The organism is uncultured Mucilaginibacter sp. (assembly GCF_913773635.1).
Taxonomy (GTDB): Bacteria; Bacteroidota; Bacteroidia; order Sphingobacteriales; family Sphingobacteriaceae; genus Mucilaginibacter.
Genome location: NZ_CAJYGQ010000006.1, coordinates 81,270 through 101,710, shown reverse-complemented (window position 1 = coordinate 101,710; position 20,441 = coordinate 81,270). Strand labels below are relative to the sequence as shown.

The window sequence follows — 20,441 nt, the reverse complement described above, 5'->3', positions numbered from 1 at the left end:
TACAATTACTTTGCCAGCATTTGCAGTTAATTAACTAAACCATGAAAATAAATCATTTTGAGTTAGACTTAATTTACTTTCACAACTAAAATCTTTAAAAATTTGACCCTCACCCATCAAAACAAGCCTATTTCCGTAAAAATGTGCATCTTTAAGATTGTGAGTGATTAAAATAGCAGTCAGTTTAAAATCTTTAATCAGTCTGTCGGCAGTTTTCATCACCAAATCGGCCGAGCGCGGATCAAGCGCGGCGGTGGGCTCATCTAAAAGCAAAATTTTGCACTCGTCCATAACACTCATTATTAACGTAAGAGCCTGGCGCTGTCCGCCAGATAGTGTACCCATATCCTGATCGAGCTTGTTTTCCAATCCCATACCCAGCAAAGCAACTTTATCTTTCACGTCGGCTTTAAACTGATTAGTGGTTCCAATACGTAAGACCTTGTTTTTGGTACGCAATGCAGCCAGCCTGAAGTTGTCAAGTATACTAAGATCAGGAGCAGTACCGCTCAGGGGGTTTTGAAACACACGCGCAATCCATTTACTACGTTCAAAGTCTTTGAAGCTGGTTACTAACTGCCCGTCTATATCAATTGTTCCGGCTGATGGTAGCAGACTTCCTGCAACCAGGTTAAGAAGTGTACTTTTCCCTGATCCGTTTGCACCAACAATTACCAGGTAATCTTGCGGAGCAATCTCGAGGTTAAGATTTTGTACCGCTTTTACCTCATTTGGCTTGCCAGCGTTAAATGTTTTCGAAATGTTACTCAGCTTAATCATTTTGCCTTGATAAGGTTAAACGTGGTAAGCTTACAAAAAGCAATACCAAAACTGCAGTGACTAATTTAAGTAAGTTAGCATTTACACCTAATGACAAAGTTACCGCCAGCAACAGCTGGAAAACTACGGCTCCTGCAACTACTAGTATCAAAGTTTTCCATACCGATGTTACATTAAAACGGTTAATAAGCGTATCACCGATAATTACTGAGCCTAAACCTATGATGACAATGCCTATGCCCATACTTATATCTGCGTAGCCTTGCTGCTGCGTCATTAGAAAACCGCTTAATGCAGTAAGTGAATTAGCTATAGCCAGCCCTATTATCTTCATGCGATCGGTGTTTACTCCAAGTGCCCTGATCATAGTTTCGCTGTTACCTGTGGCTCGCATAGCTATACCAAAATCGGTTTTTAGTAAATAGCCCGTTATTGCAATAACAGCACCTACTAAAAGTAGTAGAATGAACAACGAATTCAAGTTGAAATCATTTGTAAACGTTACCATGCTGAATACCGACGATAGATTTATTAAAGGCAAGTTTGACCGGCCGGCAACAATGATGTTTATTGAGTAAAGCGCAGTTGATACCAAAATACCTGCAAGCAAAGCGTGTATTTTAAGTTTAGTATGTATAACGCCGGTAATAGCGCCGGCAATAGCCCCAGCCAATATCGCAGCTGCGCCACCCAAGTACCACGGAAAAGCGTGGGTAAGGAGAGTACCGGTAAGCATACCGCCAAGGGTATAGCTGCCGTCGGTAGTAATGTCGGGTATATTAAATATCTTCATAGATATATATATACCAACGGCAATACCCGCAAAACATAACCCTTGCAACAAGGCTGTTAAGTAAAATTCCATTACTGTATAGCTTCGTAATTTGAAGGTACACTAATATTATACTTTTTGGAGGCCTCGGCATTGTAAACACGTTTTCTCACTTTCACCATTTCGGGCTTGAGGCCGTTGGTGCTATGTGTTTTTAGATACTGCGCCGCTTGCAAGCCTGTTTGATATCCCCATTGATAAATATCGGCCCCAAAAGCGGCAACAGCGCCGCGTTGTACTAAACCCGCTTCACTGGTAAAAACCGGCACCTTTTTTTGGTTGCAGCTTTTTAAAATGGTTTCAAACGCTGCAAAAACTGTATTATCAGGATTAGCAAAGAAGGCGTCGATATTTTTGTCGAGCAGCGACTGAGTAACTAGCTGTGCTTCTGCTGATGAGTTTAACGGAAGCGCTACCAGCGTTATATTTAATTTACCGGCAAGGTCATTTATACGCTGCATAGCATCGGCCGATTGCGGCTCAGACTGATTGTAAATCATGCCAACAACAAGCTTATTTCCCCGTGGCTTCAATAAACGTGGAATGATACTAAAAGAGGTATCAATATAATTTAAATCTTCAACCGTACCAAAAAGATTGGTAGGCGCTTTCCCCTGCGCATTGGTAAGGTGAGCGCGCTCAGGTGTTGGTGATACCATCATAAATATAGGTATAGTCCTGGTTTTTTGCGCGGCCGTTACAGATGACAGCGTTGTACTTGTAGCAAGTAAATCAACCGGTTCAGTTACAAACTGATTTACAATTTGGGTGAGTGTCGGAATACTGCCCTGCGCATTTTGATACTCGATTTTAACTGTCCCTTTTGCCTCGCTAAAGCCGTTTTTGGCAAGTGCATCGGTAAAGCCATTTTTAGCCTGTGCTATGGTAGCATCTTCAAAGGCATCAACAAAACCCACTACCGGTACATTACTTTTTTTAGATGATGTACAAGCAGCGAGCAAAAAAAACGTTCCAATTAATAACAACAGGTGTAGATTGCGCATCATTGTACTAAAGTAAACATTTGCGGGTATACCGCTACAGAAGTTTTACGAACAGCAGGCAATTTTTACGCTTAATTAACTAATTTAGCCCTTAATGATAACCGGATCAAAACTTCCGCATACCGGAACAACTATATTTACCGTAATGTCGGCGTTGGCTAATGACCTCGGCGCCATTAATTTATCTCAGGGCTTTCCTGATTATGACTGCGACCCGCAACTTGTGTCATTAGTGAACGATGCCATGAAAAGCGGTTACAACCAATATGCGCCTATGGCCGGCTGGCTACCGTTACGTGAAGAAATTGCCCGCAAAACCGAAAAGTTATATGACGCGGTTTACCACCCTGATACAGAAATCACTATCACATCGGGCGGCACGCAGGCAATATTTACCGCAATTTGTGCTGCCATACATCCAAATGATGAGGTAATTGTTTTTGAACCGGCTTATGATTCATATGCACCTGCCATTAAACTAATGGGTGGAACCGTTAAGTCATTAGAACTTGAACCGCCTGATTACCGCATTGCCTGGGATATGGTGAAACGGTTAATAAGCAACCGCACGCGAATGATTATACTCAATTCGCCCCATAATCCTACTGCAACCATACTTAGTGAAAGTGACATTGAGGAGTTAGCTGCCATTGTTAAAAATCGCGATATCCTGATTTTAAGCGATGAAGTTTACGAACATTTGGTGTTTGACGGGCAAACACATCACAGCATGGCACGATACCCTGAATTACGCGAACGCAGCTTTATAGTGGGATCGTTTGGAAAAATGTTTCATACAACCGGCTGGAAATTAGGCTACTGCCTTGCTCCTGCTGCATTAACTGCCGAATTCAGGAAACTACATCAATATACGGTATTCAGTGTAAACACACCCATGCAGGTTGGGGTTGCGGAGTACCTTAAAAACGAAAATGTTTATAATGAACTAGCCGGTTTCTTCCAGCAAAAACGCGATTTTTTCAGAGATGGGTTATCGCAAACCCGCTTCGGGTTACTGCCTTGTTCGGGCTCTTACTTTCAATCGGTAAGTTATGAGCATATCACTGATGTTAAGGATACCGATTACGCTATACAAATTACACATGAGTATGGCGTAGCTTCAATACCCGTTTCGGCCTTTTACAGTAAGGGCACCGACCATAAGATTCTTCGCTTTTGCTTTGCCAAAAAACAGGAAACACTTGAACGGGCTATTGAGCGTTTAATAAAACTATAAATTGTTTGGTACTTGTATTAATCCAATTATACACCAGTTATTTTGCCGTTGCCAATGAATAACTTAAAAATCACTACCTATCAAGGTTATCTTTTCTGGGAAAACATTGATAAGAACTTGCAGAACATATCATTGCGATTGTCTGGCGTACGCACCTCAACTGATTTGGTAATTTTGCCCGAGATGTTCAATACCGGCTTTACCATGAATGCCGAAAAGCTTGCCGAACCTATGGATGGTAAAACCATGCAATGGATGAAAGACACTGCTCAAAAAATGAATTGTGTTGTAACGGGCAGTCTTATAATAAGTGAGGGTGAAAAATATTACAACCGGCTTATATGGATGCGCCCGGATGGTACTTATGAACATTACGACAAACGCCATTTATTTGGACTTGGCAAGGAAGATGAAAAATACACTGCCGGCAATAAAAAGCTTATTGTTGAGCTGCTAGGTTGGAAAATTTGCCCGGTTATATGCTATGATCTGCGCTTTCCGGTTTGGCTGCGTAATGTAAAAGCCGAGTACGACCTAATGATTATTGTTGCAAACTGGCCAGAGCGCCGCTCACTGCACTGGCGCACACTTATACCGGCCCGCGCAGTTGAAAACCAAGCTTATGTTATTGGCGTAAACCGTTTTGGTTATGATGGCAACGAAGTATACCACTCAGGTGATTCGATGTGTATTGACCCAAATGGCAAGGTAATTTACTATAAGCCTAATGAGGAAGATATTTACACGTTCAGTATCAACGCCGAGGAGCTTTTAAAAACCCGCAGGGCTCTTCCATTTTTAAAGGATGCTGATAGTTTCAACATTGAGTAGGCTTTAGCCAGGCCAAAGTATTTTTGCGGGTTAACACTAATCTCCCTATTTTGCGTTAAATCAAGTACATTATAAACGCATTTTAATGAGAATGGTAAAACAAGTACTCCCTGTACTTTCATGCTGCCTGTTATTTATTTTCACTGCATCGGCACAAAAAAAGAAAGATTATACACCGCTGGTAAATCCTTTCATTGGCACCGGCGGACATGGACATACTTTTCCGGGAGCTACAGTTCCGTTTGGCATGGTTCAGCTAAGTCCTGATACACGGCTTGAAGGTTGGGATGGCTGCTCGGGCTATCACTATACTGATACCACGGTTTACGGTTTTTCACACACTCACCTTAGCGGCACCGGCATCCCCGATTATTGCGATGTGCTTTTTATGCCTACCACGGGTTTGCCTAAATTTAAAAATACCGAGTACCGCTCGGGATTTAAGAAAGCAAATGAACAGGCATCGCCGGGTTACTACAAAACACTATTAGATAAATATAACGTTGAAGTTGAGCTTACGGCAACCCAACGCGTTGGTTTACACCATTATGAATATCCATCAACAAATCAGGCAAACATCATCATTGATTTAAGCCACCGCGATAAGGTTTTGAATTCCTGGATTGAGGTTGTGAACGATCATGAAATAAGAGGTTTCAGGCAGTCTAAATCGTGGGCAAATGATCAATATGTATATTTTTATGCCAAATTTTCCAAACCGTTTAAAACCTACGGCATAGCCCAAAATGATGTACTGGAGCAAGGCAAACAAAAGCTGGAGGGAAATAACATCAAAATGTATGTGCAGTTTGATGACCCGAAGGATGTATTGGTAAAAGTTGGCATCTCTCCTGTAAGCGCAGAAGGTGCCCTTAAAAACCTTGATGCGGAACTAAAAGATTTTGACTTCAAAAAGACAGCAAAGCAGGCCCGCGCTGCATGGAGCACTGAATTATCAAAAATTGAAATTGAAGGCGGTGGCCCGCCTATACCCCAGCAGCAAAGCATGTCATCGTCATACGGTTACGGCTATGGTGGATTTCCGCAACAACAAAAAAAACAGTCATTTCCTGATTATTCAAAAATTAAACAGACTATATTTTATACCGCTTTGTACCACTGTATGATTGCCCCAAACATTTATAATGATGTTGACGGACAATACCGCGGTTTGGATGGCAAAGTGCATAAAGCTGATGGCTTTAATTATTACACGGTATTTTCGTTATGGGATACCTTCAGGGCTGAGCACCCGCTGCTTACTTTGATTGACAAAAAGCGCACCCTCGACTTTATTAAAACGTTTTTAGCAATGTATGAGCAGGGCGGCTTATTACCTGTATGGCCGCTTGCATCAAACGAAACCTTTTGCATGATTGGCAACCACGCCATACCGGTTATTGCTGATGCCTATAGTAAAGGCATACGTGACTTTGATGCCGGCAAAGCATTGGAAGCCATGAAAGCATCTGCTAACGCCAACCGTGTTGGCCTCAATCTGTATGCACAGTACGGCTACGTGTTGGGCGATAAAGAAAATGAATCGGTATCAAAAACTTTAGAGTATGCCTACGATGACTGGTGTATTGCTCAAATGGCTAAAATGATGAACAAGCCTGAGGATTACAACACCTATATAAAGCGCGCACAAAACTGGAAAAACGTTTACAATAATCAAACGGGCTTTATGCAGGCACGTGTAAACGGCACGTGGTTTACTCCATTTAATCCAACTGATATTAATAATAATTATACTGAGGGCAATGCCTGGCATTATAGTTTTTTTGCACCACAGGATGTTGAGGGACTGGCTACTGCCATGGGTGGAAAGGAAAAGCTTGAAGCAAAGCTTGATGAATTATTTACTACAACTGCAAAGCTAAGCGGACGTGAGCAGTCTGATGTTACCGGCCTTATTGGTCAGTATGCGCATGGCAATGAGCCAAGTCATCATATGGCTTACCTGTATAACTTTACGGCTAACCCCGAGAAAACGCAAATGCGTTTGAAAGACATATTCAGAACTCAATACACCGCCCAGCCCGACGGCTTAGCAGGTAATGAAGACTGCGGACAAATGTCGGCATGGTATGTAATGAGCGCGCTGGGTATATACAATGTGGCTCCTGGGCAGCAACAGTTTTTAATTGGTTTGCCGCAGTTCGAAAAAGCGGTTGTAAATCTTGAAAATGGCAAAAAGTTCACGGTATCGAATTCCGGAACATCAGTAAGCCTTAATAATACTTACCTGCAGGGTATGAACTTTAATAAGAAGCCCTACAGCAAGCTTTATATCGATTATGATGATATAAGCAAAGGCGGAGAATTTGAAATTTTCACCGGTAAGCTGCCTAACCAAATATTTGTTCAGGAATTAGAGAGGCCAACATCGCGCATTACTGACTCTGTTATTGTGCCAGTACCGGGTTTTATAAGTTCTATGCGAACTTTTAAAACGCCTATAACAGTTGCCATAAACTGTGCCGATGTTAATGCAAAAATTTATTACACGCTTGATGGCAGCACACCAAACGCTTCGTCAAACCTGTATGTAAAGCCTTTAACTATAAGCGCTACCACTACTATTAAAGCAACGGCCTTTAAAAATGGCAAGTGGAGCATGGTAAACACCGGCACATTTAGCCAAATTACAAGCAACACCAAAATTAAGCTCATTAATAAATACGAGCCAAACTACGCCTCTACCGGCGATGAAGCACTTATTGATGGAATTATGGGCGTTGATAATTGGCGCACAGGCAACGCCTGGCAGGGATTTCAAAAGGCGGATTTTGAAGCCATAATTGATTTAGGATCTTTGAAACCGATAACTGAAGTTAGCTTAAATACCCTGCAAGACACGCAGTCGTGGATTGTATTCCCCCAATGGGTGCAATATTCACTATCTGATGATGGTAAAAAATTTGGACCACCTGTAAGCGTAAAAACCAAAATACCTGTTGACAATACGGACTCTAAAACACAGTCATTTAAGGCAAACATTAACCGCAAAACACGCTACATTAAGGTATTAGCCAAACAATATGGCCCCTTGCCTGAGTGGCACGAAAGCAAAGGAAGTCCGTCGTACATTTTTGCTGATGAAATAACCATCCGATAATAGTAACTGGAAATTACTTTCTTGCTGCTTTATTTGTAATCTTAATTCAGTATACTATATGATGTTTCTGCCGCACTGTACATACCTTAATTTGATCACACAAATTGAGACGGATTGAATAAAGGTTGATACAAATGCCTTGATATTAATTACTACTCTTGCTTTGTTTTACAAACAACCAATTGTACTTGCTTAACCGTGCCATTAAAACAGGCAACAAGGGTTAATAAGCATATCAAATTAATATCATAACCGTGTTTAAATTTTTTAAGCCACTTGCCGTTATCACCGTTTTGTTGCTCAATGCAACTACAACGCTTCACGCTCAAAGCGTTCCTCCAAAAACGTTTACAAATCCCATTTTACCAAGTGGGGCCGATCCGTGGATAATTCACAAAGATGGTCACTATTACTATACTAACACGCAGGGCAACAGGTTAAGCATTTGGAAAACCAAAAACATCGCCGATTTAGCTAACGCCGAAAAAAAAACGGTTTGGACTCCTACTGCCGGTACGTTGTATTCAAGAAATATATGGGCACCTGAATTGCACTTTTTACAAAATAAGTGGTACATGTATTTTGCCGCAGATGATGGCAAGAACGAAAACCACCGCTTATATGTGCTTGAAAATGCCAATCCCGATCCGTTAAAAGGTGAATGGACCTTTAAAGGAAAACTTGCCGTTGAAGGTGACGATAAATGGGCTATTGATGGATCTGTTTTTAACTTCAAAGGTCAATTATATTTGATTTGGTCGGGCTGGGAAGGCGATGTTAACGTGCAACAAAACATTTACATCTGTAAAATGAAAAACCCTTATACACTTGAAGGAAAAAGGGTAAAGCTATCATCATCAGATTATGACTGGGAAAAGCATGGTGACTTAAATGACCCAAGCAACCCTCCTCATGTAAATGTAAACGAGGGACCAGAAGTGCTTGTACACAACAACAAGCTGTTTTTAATTTATTCTGCCAGCGGTTGCTGGACAGATCACTATGCACTAGGAATGCTCACCGCATCCGCATCGTCCAATGTAATGGATCCGGCATCCTGGAAAAAATCACCGAAACCTGTTTTTGAAGGCAGCAAGCAAAATAGTGTTTACGCTCCCGGGCATAATTCATTCTTTAAATCACCTGATGGTAAGCAAGACTGGATTCTTTACCACGCAAATCCTTCACCCGGTTGTGGATGCGGCGGACAGCGTTCTCCGCGGATGCAGCAATTTACCTGGACTAAAGATGGCATACCTGATTTTGGTATTCCGGTAAGTACCGGTGTTGCGTTAACAGTACCTTCATCAAAATAATCTGCTTATAAGTTTATAAGAATTCTTCCTCATACAGTTTGGTTTGCAGGGCCCGGAGTGCGATACGCCGGGCTTTTGCTTTTTAAGATGGGGAAGAGTATTGCCAATATTCAATAGGTAATACCGTGATTGGGGAAATTTACCCACGGCGACAATATTTACATCTAAATTAACAATTACAAACTTTTCAATAAAGCAATAGTTAATTAGCGGTTTTAAGTCGTTTACCATGTACTTCACTAACAAAAAGGCAAATTTTGGTTTCATTGTCGTAAATATTGGTTTGCAGGAATAGGGTTTGCCTATACTCATATATAAAACAATAACCCAAAATGAAATCAACTATTTACACCTTAGCAATTTTATTATTCTCAGTTTTAAGCTTTTCAGTTAAAGCCCAGGTTAGCACAACTGGTCCTCAAAAAGTTTATAAACTTCCGCGCCTTGATGAACATTCTGTTATTACCGATTCAACCGGAAAAAGAATTGATTACACCGCATGGACTACCCTAGTGAATACCGGCCGCTACAATATAAAGGTAGTAATGCTCGCTAATGGTAAAGGCGCCTTACGCCTTACCAAGCTTACCAAAACAGAGCGCGATGCAAAGATAGCCCAGATGCCAAAACCTATGGATAGCCCGTTTTTCACCACAGGCCAAAACTTTGACAAGAACTTCAAAGAAAAAGATTTTAAAGGCGCAAGCTGGGATAAGAAAGGCTTAAAAGGTAAAATTGTGGTGATGAGCTTTTGGTATGTAAACAACGTACAATGCCGCCAGCAAATTACTGATATGAATGAAATGGTTGCATCTTTCAAAAACGATCCTAACGTGATATTCATTTCAGTGCCTATGGACGATAAAAAAGTTGCTGAAGAATACTTGAATACCAATCCGCTTAATTATGTTCACCTTGAAAATGGCAAAAAATTAAGTGACAAACTGGGTATACTAAATCATCCAACTGATGTAATCATTGATCAAAATGGAGTAATACAATACCACACCACCGGCTACAATATTGCTGGCAGCTACTGGATAAGCAAGACAGTTGCCGAGCTACAACATACTCCGGTAATTCCGATGACTGAGCAGGTGTTGGCAAGCGTGAAATAAAATTGAGGTAGCTAAGTGTAAATGAAATATAAAAAGGCCGGCGTAATGCCGGCCTTTTTGCGTTAAGTACTTTACATTGTGAGTGCTAAACTCTAAGCATTGTCTTTTTTATCTTTAAGATTTGCCAGCCAGCTTTCACCCAGTTGTTGCCATGAACTATAATTGCCATTTAGTTTAAGGTATTCACCCATTTGATTCAATACGTCATTTTTTTTGTAGCCGTTTTCTCGTAAGTACTTAACAGACGTCGCTCCTGCTGACTTTGACAGCTTGTTTCCGTTGGCCTCGTTGATAAGCGGATGGTGGTAAAAAACACTTTCTTTAAATAAACTATAGCCTAATTGTTGAGCAAGGTATTGCTGCGCAACCGTAGATGCGAATAAATCCTGACCGCGTACAATCAGGTCAACGCCAAAATGAATATCATCGCATAAACTGCTCAACTGATATGATGGTCTTTCATCTTTCTTACGTACAACAAAGCTTTGCATTTCAGGTGGCAGGTAACAAACAACCTTGCCGCTTGGCCAAGTTAGCATCAATACCGGTTCGCTGTTTTCAGTTTTAAGTCTCCACGCAGCATTGAGTGAACTTAAAGAAGCGTTAAGTGGTTCACACGTACCCGGATATGTTTGATAATTTTGCAGTTGCAACCTCGAACATGTACAAGCAAATACATTACCCTCCTCCTCCAACTGTTTTAACGCATCGTTGTATAAATACATTCGTTGTTGCTGCGACCAGTTGCTTTTAAAATCGTGCAAATTTAGCGGACCTTCTGTGTAAGCTATTTCTAAAAAATCGAGTGTATCAAACACGTCCTGAATATATTCGTCACGCACACGCTCCTTATCCATGTCATCAATACGCAGCAAAATACCGGCGCCACTCTGTTTAGCCAAAGTTGCCGTAAGTACAAAAGACAATGCATTACCGAGGTGCAAATACCCGCTAGGTGTCGGTGCAATTCGGGTTTTAGCAATTGTTGGATCAGCAACTTCTAAAAACATAGTCTTGCAAGGTAATTATCAACCAACAAAATATAAAACTTAGAATTTCCGTAATTTACAATTAATAGCGTATTAATTACACTAAGCCTCAACTTTACAGTGAAACACTATTAACTAATAAGAAATTATCAATAATTCTCAAAGATACGTTGTTTTCCATATAGACGCACTTATTGAGTAGATGCTTGGTATATTATAGCTGTTTTATAAAAAATGACGTTTCATTTATAGGTTAGCGGCGCACTAAAGACGTGTAGGTGAATTTTAATTAGTTCCTAATATGTAAATATGCCGCACACAATTTATTTAATTTTTTATTACACTAAGTAAAACTATTGCAGCATACTTAATGTTATCAATACAATCAGATGCTCTTGATGTAATTTCTGTTACTGCAACATCATTATTTCCTGACGCTATTTCGCATATAAAAACTGTATAGAATAAATCCTGGCCGTATGAAAAACATCTTATTGCTTAATGATTTTACACCCGAAGCTGAACACGCTATAAGCTACGCCACTATGCTGGCAACGGCACTCAAAGCGCGTGTTCTTGTTTGGAATGTAAGTCATCAGGCTACAAAAACTGCTGTTAAAAGAGAATTGGTTTACGTGTTGAAGAATGGACAACAGCAAGTTGTTAGACCCACCGAACAGGAGGCCTTAAACAATTTGGCCGATCATCCACTAATAAATGTTTTGGATGATAAAGATACCATCAACCGCACCGTGCATGAAATTGCCTGTAACAATAACATTCAGTTAGTTATTAAAGGCGTTAGAAGTATTGAAGACAAAATTGAGCAACATGCTTTAAAGGTTGTCACTAAAAGCTGCTGTCCGTTATTATTGGTACCCAAACAAGCACCGTTAAATTTGTTTAAACAAATAGCCTACCTGGCCGATTTGCGTTACTGCCGCAATAATATCAACAGCTATTTGAAAGAAGTTGCACATGAGGTGAATGCAAATCTTTCAATAGCTCATATTTCCGTAGCAAGCATTCCGGAGCCGGAGGTAAATTATGCAATGGAGCTTTATAAAAAGGCAATTGGGCCAAATCCAAATAACATAAGCCTATCGTTTAATCAAATTAAGGAACGGAATGTACGTAAGGCTGCCGACGTGCTAATTCATGTAATGAAAAATGATTTGCTTGTAATGACTTACAATAAATATCATTTTAGCATGCTTACCAGTAAAGGTCCGTTGCTGAATGCAGCACATGATTTAAACGTACCATTAATGGTATTCCCATCATAAGCTGAATTATAATTTTAAACAAAAAAAGCTCCTTCAGTGGAGCTTTTTTTGTTTAGTGCAGTAATTTTTTAAACTCATTGTAACTGGCTTTAATATACATAGCCAGTTCATAATCAGTCATGGTTTTAATTTGATAAGCTGTAGGCCGGTACTTGATCATAAAGTTGGTTAACGAATCGCCCTTGAGCGCTGTAAGCGCAATTACCTTACGTTTGGTAAAGCTTCGATCAATAAAACCTTCCTGTTCATCTTCCAACAGCGTTTTTTGTAGCTTGCTGGTTTGCTGTTTATTCTTACTGAACAAACCAATAGCCGATAGCACATTAAAACCACCTATTGAAGTTGTATTGGCCGGATTGTCAATATAATTTCGTGGCTTATCAACAAGGGAAACCTTGTTAGCCATGAGTTCCTTTACACCCGAGCGCTTATAATTATACACTTCACTAAACAATTGTCTGTTACGTACAGAATCTGCTTTCAAATCGCGCCTGGCTGTTACGTTTACATCTCGCAGTATGATGGATGGCTTGTCTAATAAAATCTTTAAGGTGTCAGTAGTCGCAATGCCTTTCAAAACAGCTTTATGCAATTTGTATCCGGGCGCATTAACGATGCAGCTATCTCCATTAGTGGCCTTGCTTAAAGTAAACGAGCCTTGCGCATCTGTAAATGCAACAGAATGAGGTGTTGTTACCTTTGCGCTATATACAGGTAGCTTGGTGAGCCGGTCAATTACTACACCGTTTACCCGTTGTGCAACAGCGGCAAACGCAGTAATAATTGTAAGTAAAATAAATAATAAAAACCTCATTTTATACCTTAAACAATGCTGCTAAAGTACGTGAATTTTGCCCACCGCTAAGTTTGTTTAACAAACATTAACATAAGCCTGATACAATAAAGCCATCGCCTAATCATTAAAAAAGCGCACCTGGTGATAGTGCGCTTTTCATTAAAGCATTATTTAGTTTTCCGACATCTGAAATACAATAGGCACGGTGAATTTCACTCTTACGGGGTGTCCGTTTTGTTGGCCGGGTTTCCATGCTGGTGCGAGTTTTAATACACGCAACGCTTCGCGGTCTAATTCGGGCGAAACGCCTTTGATAACCTGTATATCAGTAAGCTTGCCATCCTTTTCTATTACAAAGCTTAGCACTACCCTGCCCTGCAATTCAGTCTCAGGATAACGCAACGTTTTTTGCAGGAAACGAGACCAGGCCGATGCACCACCGATTGGTTCGGGCATCACATCAAGCCCGCCAATACCAACAGGTTCATTACTTCCACCATCTATCCCTACTGTAGATGTACCGTTTCCACCCGTTCCCGCGGGTTTTAATGCGTTACCAACAGGTGTATTATCATTACCTTTTATCTCCTGGCTGCCTATAGCCACATTTATGTCAACAGGTTTTGGATCAACCGCCTCTATAGGATCATTGGTTGGCCTTGGCTCTACAAAGCGTTGGGTTTTAGTATTTGATTTTGGAGAAGCATCAGGCTTAACGGCAGACGGCTTTGTGGCATCTTTTTTCAACGGCTCCAAAGGCTTGTCAACCGGTGGTTTTATTTTCGTTAAGTCTACAATAATGGGCCCTTTTTCAACCATTGGCAATTCAATATTTTTTGCCTTGTTGTGCTTCATCACAATGGTTAATGTAGTTGCGGCTAAACCAAAGGCAACTACCGTAATGGCGAGTGCCTTCATCATGGTGTCGCTGTAGTTTACGCGCAATTCGTAAGCACCGTAGTTTTTGTTACGGTCGGTAAATACAAGGTCGAGCCACTCGCTCTTGTACAAATCAAATTTTGAGTTCAGCATAGTGTTTGAAATTATATTTTCTAATATAACACCAACCACAAGCAAAAATTTCACTATTTAGAATAATTACTAATATCGTATCCGCTCATTATCTCCATGCAATAAAAAGCACTATTAATTTGATTTTATTGCAAAGCAACAAAGCATTTAACAACTATTTAACAGTTGGCAGCCGACCAATATAGCCCTCATTTTCAGTGCTTATACTGTCAATTCGGCGTAAATTACCACTTTTGCGTATCTACCTTTTTAATTTCCGAATTTCCCGGCTTTATAGATGTCTTATTATTCACGAAGTCTTGCACTAGTTCATTAGCTTTAATACCTAGGCTTCCAGCCCTTTCAAGATATAAAGATAGTTGCTTTTCGCCAATACGGCTGTCTTTCTTTTCAAGGGGAACTGTAACGCCATCTATCGCCGTAAACGTTCCAAAGCGGTTGCGTTGGTAAGGGATAAATTCAAAATTTGTTACAATTAAGCGATATTTACTTTCTTTAAAATCTATTTTAACAGTATAATCTAAACGGCCTTCTTCTTGCCCTGTTAACAAACCCTTCTTAAATACTAAAATGCCACCGCGGCCGCTCACCTCAGTTTCCTGTGTTGCAGCTTTAATTTCCTGTAGCCCTGTTAAGTTCTTTTTTAAGTAGGCGGCAAGGGCAGATAAATTTATGCCAGGCAAAGAACTGCCTACCTTAAAATAAGTATACTTATTGTTTTCATTTAAAACTATAGAGTCTTTTTGTGCATAACAGGCAGCAACAGGCATACACAACACGAAGTATATAAGGAGTAAATTTTTCATCTTACAAAAAAGGCCGTCGCTTTAATTCGACGGCCTTCAAATTTAAGTTACTTTAATTAAAATGCATATACAGCTGCTAACACAAACTGTCCCGCATTTTTAGTTACTTGTCCGTTAAGTTTTTGGAAAGTTCCGGTTTTGCCATTGTCCAGGCGTACCTCAGGTATGAATGTTAAACCACCTGCTTTAACATTGGCGGTAAGGGTGAAAGCCTTTACATCATCACCCGGCATGATGCTTGAATAGTTGAAGCCTGTTTTACCTTTGTTTTTAAAATACTCGGCACGTAAACCAAGTGTTACCGCGTTTGACACTGCGTACTGCGGATATAGGGCAGCACCAGAGAAGCCTCCTCCATCGTTAGGAGCAGAGAATGTGGCAGCGTTTAAACCCAATTTGAAAGCATCACTAACTTGATATGAAGTAGTCAAATCAAATTCAGTACCTGAAAACTTACCGCTTAAAACGTTCAGGTAAGCAGTCCAACCTTTTACCGGGCTCACCATCAATTGTCCACCAAAAGTTGATACTTCACGGCTTGAGGTGTAATTGTTCCATGAATCATTAAATATACCAGCCATTAAGCTAACCTTATCAGTAAAAGCGTAAGTGAATTTTAAGCCGGCGTTTTGGAACGGACCGTTGGTAAATAAATATGAAGTTGAATAATTGAAGTTACCTACAGGAGAAATTACCTCGTAACCAACAAAAGTACTCATATAACCAGCCGTTACATTCAATTTGTCGGTAAGATCGTAACCAACATAAAGGTTTTGTATGTGGAAGCTTTGTGTACCTACTACTGGCGCAATTTCGTTTCCATTATCATCCAGCACTACGCCTCCTGTAAAATCAGCGTTAGGAATTGACTGACCCTGACCACGCGGACCAAAAGACAACTCACCTACAAAAAGTGCTTTGTTATATTTTTTCTTTACGCCCAAATCAATCATACCAATTGAAACTGAGTTAGCTTCGTTGGCAAAACTGGTAGCAATGCGCGAGTTTTTCTTTCCGGCAAAATCCATCTTATAATAGGTGTCTACCGAACCAAAAATAGTCAGTCCCGGATCGGCAGGAACCGGTGTTACTTTTGATGTGTCTTGCGCCTTTACAAATGTTGTGGCGGCTGCAAACAATGCACCGGCAAGTAAAAATTTCTTAGTCATGAGTGATTTAGTTTGATGTTGAGTAAGTTATTTTTGATTCAAATAGTTAATGTAGGGACATAAGTATGGCCGTCCGTAGCATATTGATGCGGCGGCAGCTTAAAATGTCATTAAAGGTGATGTGAAATAAAAGAGCAGTAGTATAAGCGCTGCGGAACAGAACCGGCCGCAGCGCTTTACTAAATTATACAGTTAAACGCTGCGATGTGTAGCGCTCATCATGCTGGCTGTAATCCAAACCAACTTCTTCTTCTTCTGAAGTTACGCGAAGTGGTTCAATAAGGTTAACCAGTTTGAAAATAAGGAATGATACGATAAAGCTAAATGGAATCACTATAGCTAAACCTTTTAACTGAGCAAAGAAAAATTCGGTTTTGCCATATAGTAAACCAACCGGGCCGTTTGCATATACAGTATCGGTAGCAAAAATACCGGTTAAAATCATACCAACTATACCACCAACACCATGGCAAGGAAATACGTCAAGCATATCATCAAGGCTGGTTTTTGTTTTCCAGTGTGCAACAAGGTTAGATATGATAGCAGCAATAAAGCCAATAAATATACTTTGTGGTATAGCAACGTAACCGGCACCAGGGGTTATAGCTACTAAACCAACTACGGCACCTATACAAAAACCTAAAACTGAAGGTTTTTTTCCGCGGATTACGTCAAAGAACATCCATGATAACCCTGCAGCTCCGGCAGCAGTGTTAGTTGTTAAAAATGCAGATACCGCAACTGAGCTTGCACCAACTGCCGAACCGGCGTTGAAACCAAACCAACCGAACCACAGTAAACCGGTTCCTATTAATACATAAGGAATATTAGCAGGAGGAATTGCCAAACCTTCAATATGTGCTTTACGACGTTTTAACACAATAGCACCAGCAAGTGCAGCACAACCTGCAGAGATGTGCACAACTGTACCACCGGCAAAATCCCATACACCTAATTTAGCAAGAAAACCTTCAGGGTGCCAGCTCCAGTGAGCAAGTGGCGCATATACCAGCAAGCTGAAAAGGCAGGTAAATAATATGTACGATGTAAAACGGATACGCTCGGCAATTGCACCTACAACCAAACCTGGAGTAATGATGGCAAACATAAGCTGAAATACCGCAAATAATGATTTAGGGATTGTTGGAGCGGCTGCCCATGGAGCACCCGAGTTTACACCCTTAAAGAAAAGATAAGTTGACGGGCTACCGATGAACCCACCGATGTCATCTCCAAAGCAAAGACTGAAACCTACAACAATCCATAATACTGTTACAACACCGGCGGCAACAACGCTTTTAATCATGGTTGATAAAACGTTTTTACGGGTTACCATGCCTCCGTAAAAGAAGGCTAAACCTGGAGTCATTAAAAATACAAGTGCTGCAGACACAAGTACCCATGCAATATCAGCAGAATTGTACTTAGATGTATCAGCAAAGTCGGGAACAGCGGGAATAAATATTGAAAATACCGCAATTACTAACAAAACAATGAAAGGCAGATACCTTTTGAATGAATTTTCCATGCTTTTTTACTTTTTGGGTTAGATTTTGATCATTAAGTGAATATTTAATTAAGTTTTTCTAAAATTATCAATAAATATCACATAATCATAAACATTTTTTAATAAAATTTTGCAAAACATGCGTTTTACACAATTTTATATTTTGTTTTTAACGCCGGTGTAATAATATTCTTAAAGCTGTAAAATCCATATATTGTTAATTTACAATAAGTTATATTTTTTCTCAAACAAAATATTTGCGCAAACATGCTCTATGTAATAAATAAAGGTGTTTTTGAATTTTTTAATACTTTTTTACATTAAATGCCATTATATATATAACGCATACCTCTATATTTGAACCGAAAAGCTTAAAACACCCAAAAAATAATGTCAAATATTCGTTTTCAGGCTCTCCAAACTGTACTAACACGCACAATTCCGGAGATAAAAGCCCCCGCAAATAAAATTTCTGATTATTATGGTACCAATGTTTTCGATAAAAAGAAAATGAGAGAGTACCTTTCAAAAGAAGCTTATCAAAGCATTATAAATTCAATTGACAAAGGCGAACCGGTAGAACGCGATATGGCCGACCAAGTGGCTTCGGCAATGAAGGCCTGGGCTATTGGCAAAGACGCAACACATTACACCCACTGGTTTCAACCTTTAACCGGCACCACTGCCGAAAAGCATGACGCTTTTTTTGAACCAACTGCTGATGGCGCCATGGAAAAATTCAGCGGTGATGCCTTATCTCAGCAAGAGCCTGATGCCTCAAGCTTTCCCAACGGCGGTATTCGTAACACTTTTGAAGCGCGTGGCTATACCGCCTGGGATCCGTCATCGCCTGCATTTATTATGGGCCGTACTCTTTGTATACCTACCGTGTTTGTTTCATACACAGGCGAAGCTTTAGATTATAAGGTGCCTTTACTAAAGGCATTACATGCGCTTGATAAAGCCGCTGTTGATGTTTGCCAGTATTTTGATAAAAGCGTAGAAAAAGTAAACGCATCATTAGGAATTGAGCAGGAATACTTTTTAGTTGATTTGGCCTTATATAATGCACGCCCTGATTTGTATTTGACAGGCCGCACCTTATTCGGGCATGAATCTGCAAAAAACCAGCAGCTTGAAGATCATTACTTCGGCTCTATCCCATCGCGTGTTTATGCCTTTATGCAGGATTTTGAAGCCGAAGCTTTACTATTAGGTATACCTTTAAAAACCCGTCATAACGAGGTTGCGCCGTCACAATTTGAATGCGCCCCTATATATGAAGAGATAAATCTGGCAATTGATCATAACCAGTTGCTTATGGATATCATGGACAGGGTGGGCAAACGTCATAATCTGAAAGTATTATTGCATGAAAAGCCTTTTGCCGGCATGAATGGTTCGGGTAAGCACAATAACTGGTCGATGATTACCAATACCGGTAAAAACCTGTTATCGCCGGGCAAAACGCCCAAGAGCAATTTGATGTTCTTAACGTTTTTTGTAAACACCATCAAAGCTGTTTATGATCATGCCGATATGCTTCGCGCTTCAATTGCATCGGTTAACAATGATCATCGCCTTGGCGCTAATGAAGCTCCACCCGCTATTATCTCTATTTTCCTTGGAAGCCAGTTGAGTGAGGTGTTAGATGAAATTGAAACATCACGCATCAGCAAAAAAGCTAAGGAAGATGCGTTGCTTTGGCAAGGCATTCCAAAAATTCCACAAATTTTGCAAGACAATACCGACCGTAACCGCACTTCGCCTTTTGCCTTCACCGGCAATAAGTTTGAATTGCGTGCGGTAGGTTCATCGGCAAACTCAGCCAATCCGATGACTATCTTAAATCTTATTGTGGCCGATCAGCTTAAGAAATTCAAGACTGACGTAGATAAGATTTTGAAGAAAGGCGAAAAGAAAGATGTGGCTCTCCTTACTGTAATTAAGAAGTACATTAAGGAAACCAAGTCAATTCGTTTTGAGGGTAACGGTTACAGCGATGAGTGGGAACTTGAAGCCGAGAAACGCGGCCTGGCCAACATTAAAACAACCCCTAAGGCGCTTGATGCACTTGTTACTGAAAAAGCGGAATACATATTTGAAAACACAGGTGTATTTACCCGCCGCGAGGCTCATGCCCGTCATGAAATACTACTTGAAGATTTTTATAAGAAACTTCAGATTGAAGCCCGTGTAATTGGTGATTTGGTGAACACCACCATTCTTCCGGCTGCCATCAGCTACCAAAGCAAGTTGGTTGAAAACGTGCGCGGTTTAAAAGAAATTGGCCTGGACGAAGCTACCTACAGTGCACAAATTGACATCATAAAAAAGTTATCAGAACACATTAACTTTATTAAAAGCAATGTTGAGCAGATGGTAGAGCAACGTAAAAAAGCTAACGCAATTGATGATGCCCGCGAAAGAGCTGTTTCATACGACGAAAAGGTTAAGGCATTTTTTGAGCCTATTCGCTATCATGTTGATAAGCTTGAGCAACTGGTTGACGACCAGCTTTGGCCATTACCAAAATTCAGAGAATTACTATTCATAAAATAATTATCAAAACCCTCGCTCTAAAGCGGGGGTTTTTACGTTTAACAATATAATAAGG

16 protein-coding genes are annotated in these 20,441 nt (G+C 40.4%); 7 read left to right on the top strand and 9 right to left on the bottom strand.

Features of this window, described 5'->3' with window-relative positions:
- Positions 1–30 precede the first annotated feature (30 nt).
- Genes QZ407_RS05785 through QZ407_RS05775 form a run of 3 tightly spaced genes read right to left on the bottom strand, consistent with a single transcriptional unit; the run spans position 31 to position 2,619 of the window.
- Entirely contained in the window at positions 31–780 is a 750-nt protein-coding gene (locus tag QZ407_RS05785) for an ATP-binding cassette domain-containing protein (RefSeq protein ID WP_295768588.1), read from the bottom strand.
- A complete protein-coding gene (locus tag QZ407_RS05780) occupies positions 773–1,645 on the bottom strand; it encodes an ABC transporter permease (RefSeq protein WP_295768585.1) in 873 nt (290 codons plus the stop codon). Before QZ407_RS05780 ends, QZ407_RS05785 begins: the two co-directional genes overlap by 8 nt.
- Positions 1,645–2,619 (bottom strand): ABC transporter substrate-binding protein, encoded by a 975-nt coding sequence (locus tag QZ407_RS05775; RefSeq protein WP_295768583.1) that lies wholly within the window; start codon positions 2,617–2,619, stop codon positions 1,645–1,647. Before QZ407_RS05775 ends, QZ407_RS05780 begins: the two co-directional genes overlap by 1 nt.
- A gap of 91 nt (positions 2,620–2,710) precedes the next feature.
- Here QZ407_RS05775 and QZ407_RS05770 point away from each other — a divergent pair, with 91 nt between their 5' ends.
- From QZ407_RS05770 to QZ407_RS05750, 5 genes are all read left to right on the top strand, one after another.
- Positions 2,711–3,853, top strand: coding sequence for a methionine aminotransferase (locus QZ407_RS05770; RefSeq protein WP_295768581.1), 1,143 nt, complete (start codon positions 2,711–2,713; stop codon positions 3,851–3,853).
- 54 nt (positions 3,854–3,907) lie between these two features.
- Positions 3,908–4,684, top strand: coding sequence for an amidohydrolase (locus QZ407_RS05765; protein ID WP_295768579.1), 777 nt, complete (start codon positions 3,908–3,910; stop codon positions 4,682–4,684).
- 85 nt (positions 4,685–4,769) lie between these two features.
- Positions 4,770–7,805, top strand: a complete 3,036-nt coding sequence (locus QZ407_RS05760) for a GH92 family glycosyl hydrolase (protein ID WP_295768577.1) — start codon at positions 4,770–4,772, stop codon at positions 7,803–7,805.
- Between the two features lie 254 nt (positions 7,806–8,059).
- Positions 8,060–9,121 carry a glycoside hydrolase family 43 protein gene (locus QZ407_RS05755; protein WP_295768575.1) on the top strand — a complete coding sequence of 354 codons (1,062 nt, stop codon included), beginning with the start codon at positions 8,060–8,062 and terminating at the stop codon, positions 9,119–9,121.
- 332 nt (positions 9,122–9,453) lie between these two features.
- Positions 9,454–10,239 carry a TlpA disulfide reductase family protein gene (locus QZ407_RS05750; RefSeq protein WP_295768573.1) on the top strand — a complete coding sequence of 262 codons (786 nt, stop codon included), beginning with the start codon at positions 9,454–9,456 and terminating at the stop codon, positions 10,237–10,239.
- Between the two features lie 92 nt (positions 10,240–10,331).
- Here QZ407_RS05750 and QZ407_RS05745 read toward each other — a convergent pair whose 3' ends face one another.
- Positions 10,332–11,249 (bottom strand): glutamate--tRNA ligase family protein, encoded by a 918-nt coding sequence (locus QZ407_RS05745; protein WP_295768571.1) that lies wholly within the window; start codon positions 11,247–11,249, stop codon positions 10,332–10,334.
- Between the two features lie 458 nt (positions 11,250–11,707).
- Here QZ407_RS05745 and QZ407_RS05740 point away from each other — a divergent pair, with 458 nt between their 5' ends.
- Positions 11,708–12,514: a universal stress protein gene (locus tag QZ407_RS05740; RefSeq protein WP_295768569.1), complete on the top strand. Its 807-nt coding sequence runs from the start codon at positions 11,708–11,710 to the stop codon at positions 12,512–12,514.
- A gap of 52 nt (positions 12,515–12,566) precedes the next feature.
- Here QZ407_RS05740 and QZ407_RS05735 read toward each other — a convergent pair whose 3' ends face one another.
- From QZ407_RS05735 to QZ407_RS05715, 5 genes are all read right to left on the bottom strand, one after another.
- Positions 12,567–13,328 carry a hypothetical protein gene (locus tag QZ407_RS05735; protein ID WP_295768567.1) on the bottom strand — a complete coding sequence of 254 codons (762 nt, stop codon included), beginning with the start codon at positions 13,326–13,328 and terminating at the stop codon, positions 12,567–12,569.
- A 153-nt stretch (positions 13,329–13,481) separates the two neighbouring features.
- Positions 13,482–14,342, bottom strand: coding sequence for an energy transducer TonB (locus tag QZ407_RS05730; RefSeq protein ID WP_295768565.1), 861 nt, complete (start codon positions 14,340–14,342; stop codon positions 13,482–13,484).
- A gap of 224 nt (positions 14,343–14,566) precedes the next feature.
- Positions 14,567–15,148, bottom strand: coding sequence for a hypothetical protein (locus QZ407_RS05725; RefSeq protein WP_295768563.1), 582 nt, complete (start codon positions 15,146–15,148; stop codon positions 14,567–14,569).
- 56 nt (positions 15,149–15,204) lie between these two features.
- Positions 15,205–16,317: a porin gene (locus QZ407_RS05720; protein ID WP_295768560.1), complete on the bottom strand. Its 1,113-nt coding sequence runs from the start codon at positions 16,315–16,317 to the stop codon at positions 15,205–15,207.
- A gap of 184 nt (positions 16,318–16,501) precedes the next feature.
- Complete coding sequence (locus tag QZ407_RS05715) at positions 16,502–17,845, bottom strand: ammonium transporter (protein WP_157541013.1); 1,344 nt, start codon at positions 17,843–17,845, stop codon at positions 16,502–16,504.
- A gap of 369 nt (positions 17,846–18,214) precedes the next feature.
- On the opposite strand from QZ407_RS05715, the gene QZ407_RS05710 reads away from it, so the two are divergent.
- Positions 18,215–20,386 (top strand): glutamine synthetase III, encoded by a 2,172-nt coding sequence (locus QZ407_RS05710; RefSeq protein WP_295768557.1) that lies wholly within the window; start codon positions 18,215–18,217, stop codon positions 20,384–20,386.
- The last annotated feature ends 55 nt before the right edge of the window (positions 20,387–20,441 follow it).

Bases quoted from the DNA above. Each gene is read 5' to 3' on its own strand.
- QZ407_RS05775 (WP_295768583.1), bottom strand. From the start codon at position 2,619: ATGATGCGCAATCTACACCTGTTGTTATTAATTGGAACGTTTTTTTTG.
- QZ407_RS05735 (WP_295768567.1), bottom strand. From the start codon at position 13,328: ATGAGGTTTTTATTATTTATTTTACTTACAATTATTACTGCGTTTGCC.
- QZ407_RS05725 (WP_295768563.1), bottom strand. From the start codon at position 15,148: ATGAAAAATTTACTCCTTATATACTTCGTGTTGTGTATGCCTGTTGCT.
- QZ407_RS05750 (WP_295768573.1), top strand. From the start codon at position 9,454: ATGAAATCAACTATTTACACCTTAGCAATTTTATTATTCTCAGTTTTA.
- QZ407_RS05730 (WP_295768565.1), bottom strand. From the start codon at position 14,342: ATGCTGAACTCAAAATTTGATTTGTACAAGAGCGAGTGGCTCGACCTT.
- QZ407_RS05780 (WP_295768585.1), bottom strand. From the start codon at position 1,645: ATGGAATTTTACTTAACAGCCTTGTTGCAAGGGTTATGTTTTGCGGGT.
- QZ407_RS05765 (WP_295768579.1), top strand. From the start codon at position 3,908: ATGAATAACTTAAAAATCACTACCTATCAAGGTTATCTTTTCTGGGAA.
- QZ407_RS05740 (WP_295768569.1), top strand. From the start codon at position 11,708: ATGAAAAACATCTTATTGCTTAATGATTTTACACCCGAAGCTGAACAC.
- QZ407_RS05785 (WP_295768588.1), bottom strand. From the start codon at position 780: ATGATTAAGCTGAGTAACATTTCGAAAACATTTAACGCTGGCAAGCCA.
- QZ407_RS05710 (WP_295768557.1), top strand. From the start codon at position 18,215: ATGTCAAATATTCGTTTTCAGGCTCTCCAAACTGTACTAACACGCACA.
- QZ407_RS05760 (WP_295768577.1), top strand. From the start codon at position 4,770: ATGAGAATGGTAAAACAAGTACTCCCTGTACTTTCATGCTGCCTGTTA.
- QZ407_RS05745 (WP_295768571.1), bottom strand. From the start codon at position 11,249: ATGTTTTTAGAAGTTGCTGATCCAACAATTGCTAAAACCCGAATTGCA.
- QZ407_RS05715 (WP_157541013.1), bottom strand. From the start codon at position 17,845: ATGGAAAATTCATTCAAAAGGTATCTGCCTTTCATTGTTTTGTTAGTA.
- QZ407_RS05720 (WP_295768560.1), bottom strand. From the start codon at position 16,317: ATGACTAAGAAATTTTTACTTGCCGGTGCATTGTTTGCAGCCGCCACA.
- QZ407_RS05770 (WP_295768581.1), top strand. From the start codon at position 2,711: ATGATAACCGGATCAAAACTTCCGCATACCGGAACAACTATATTTACC.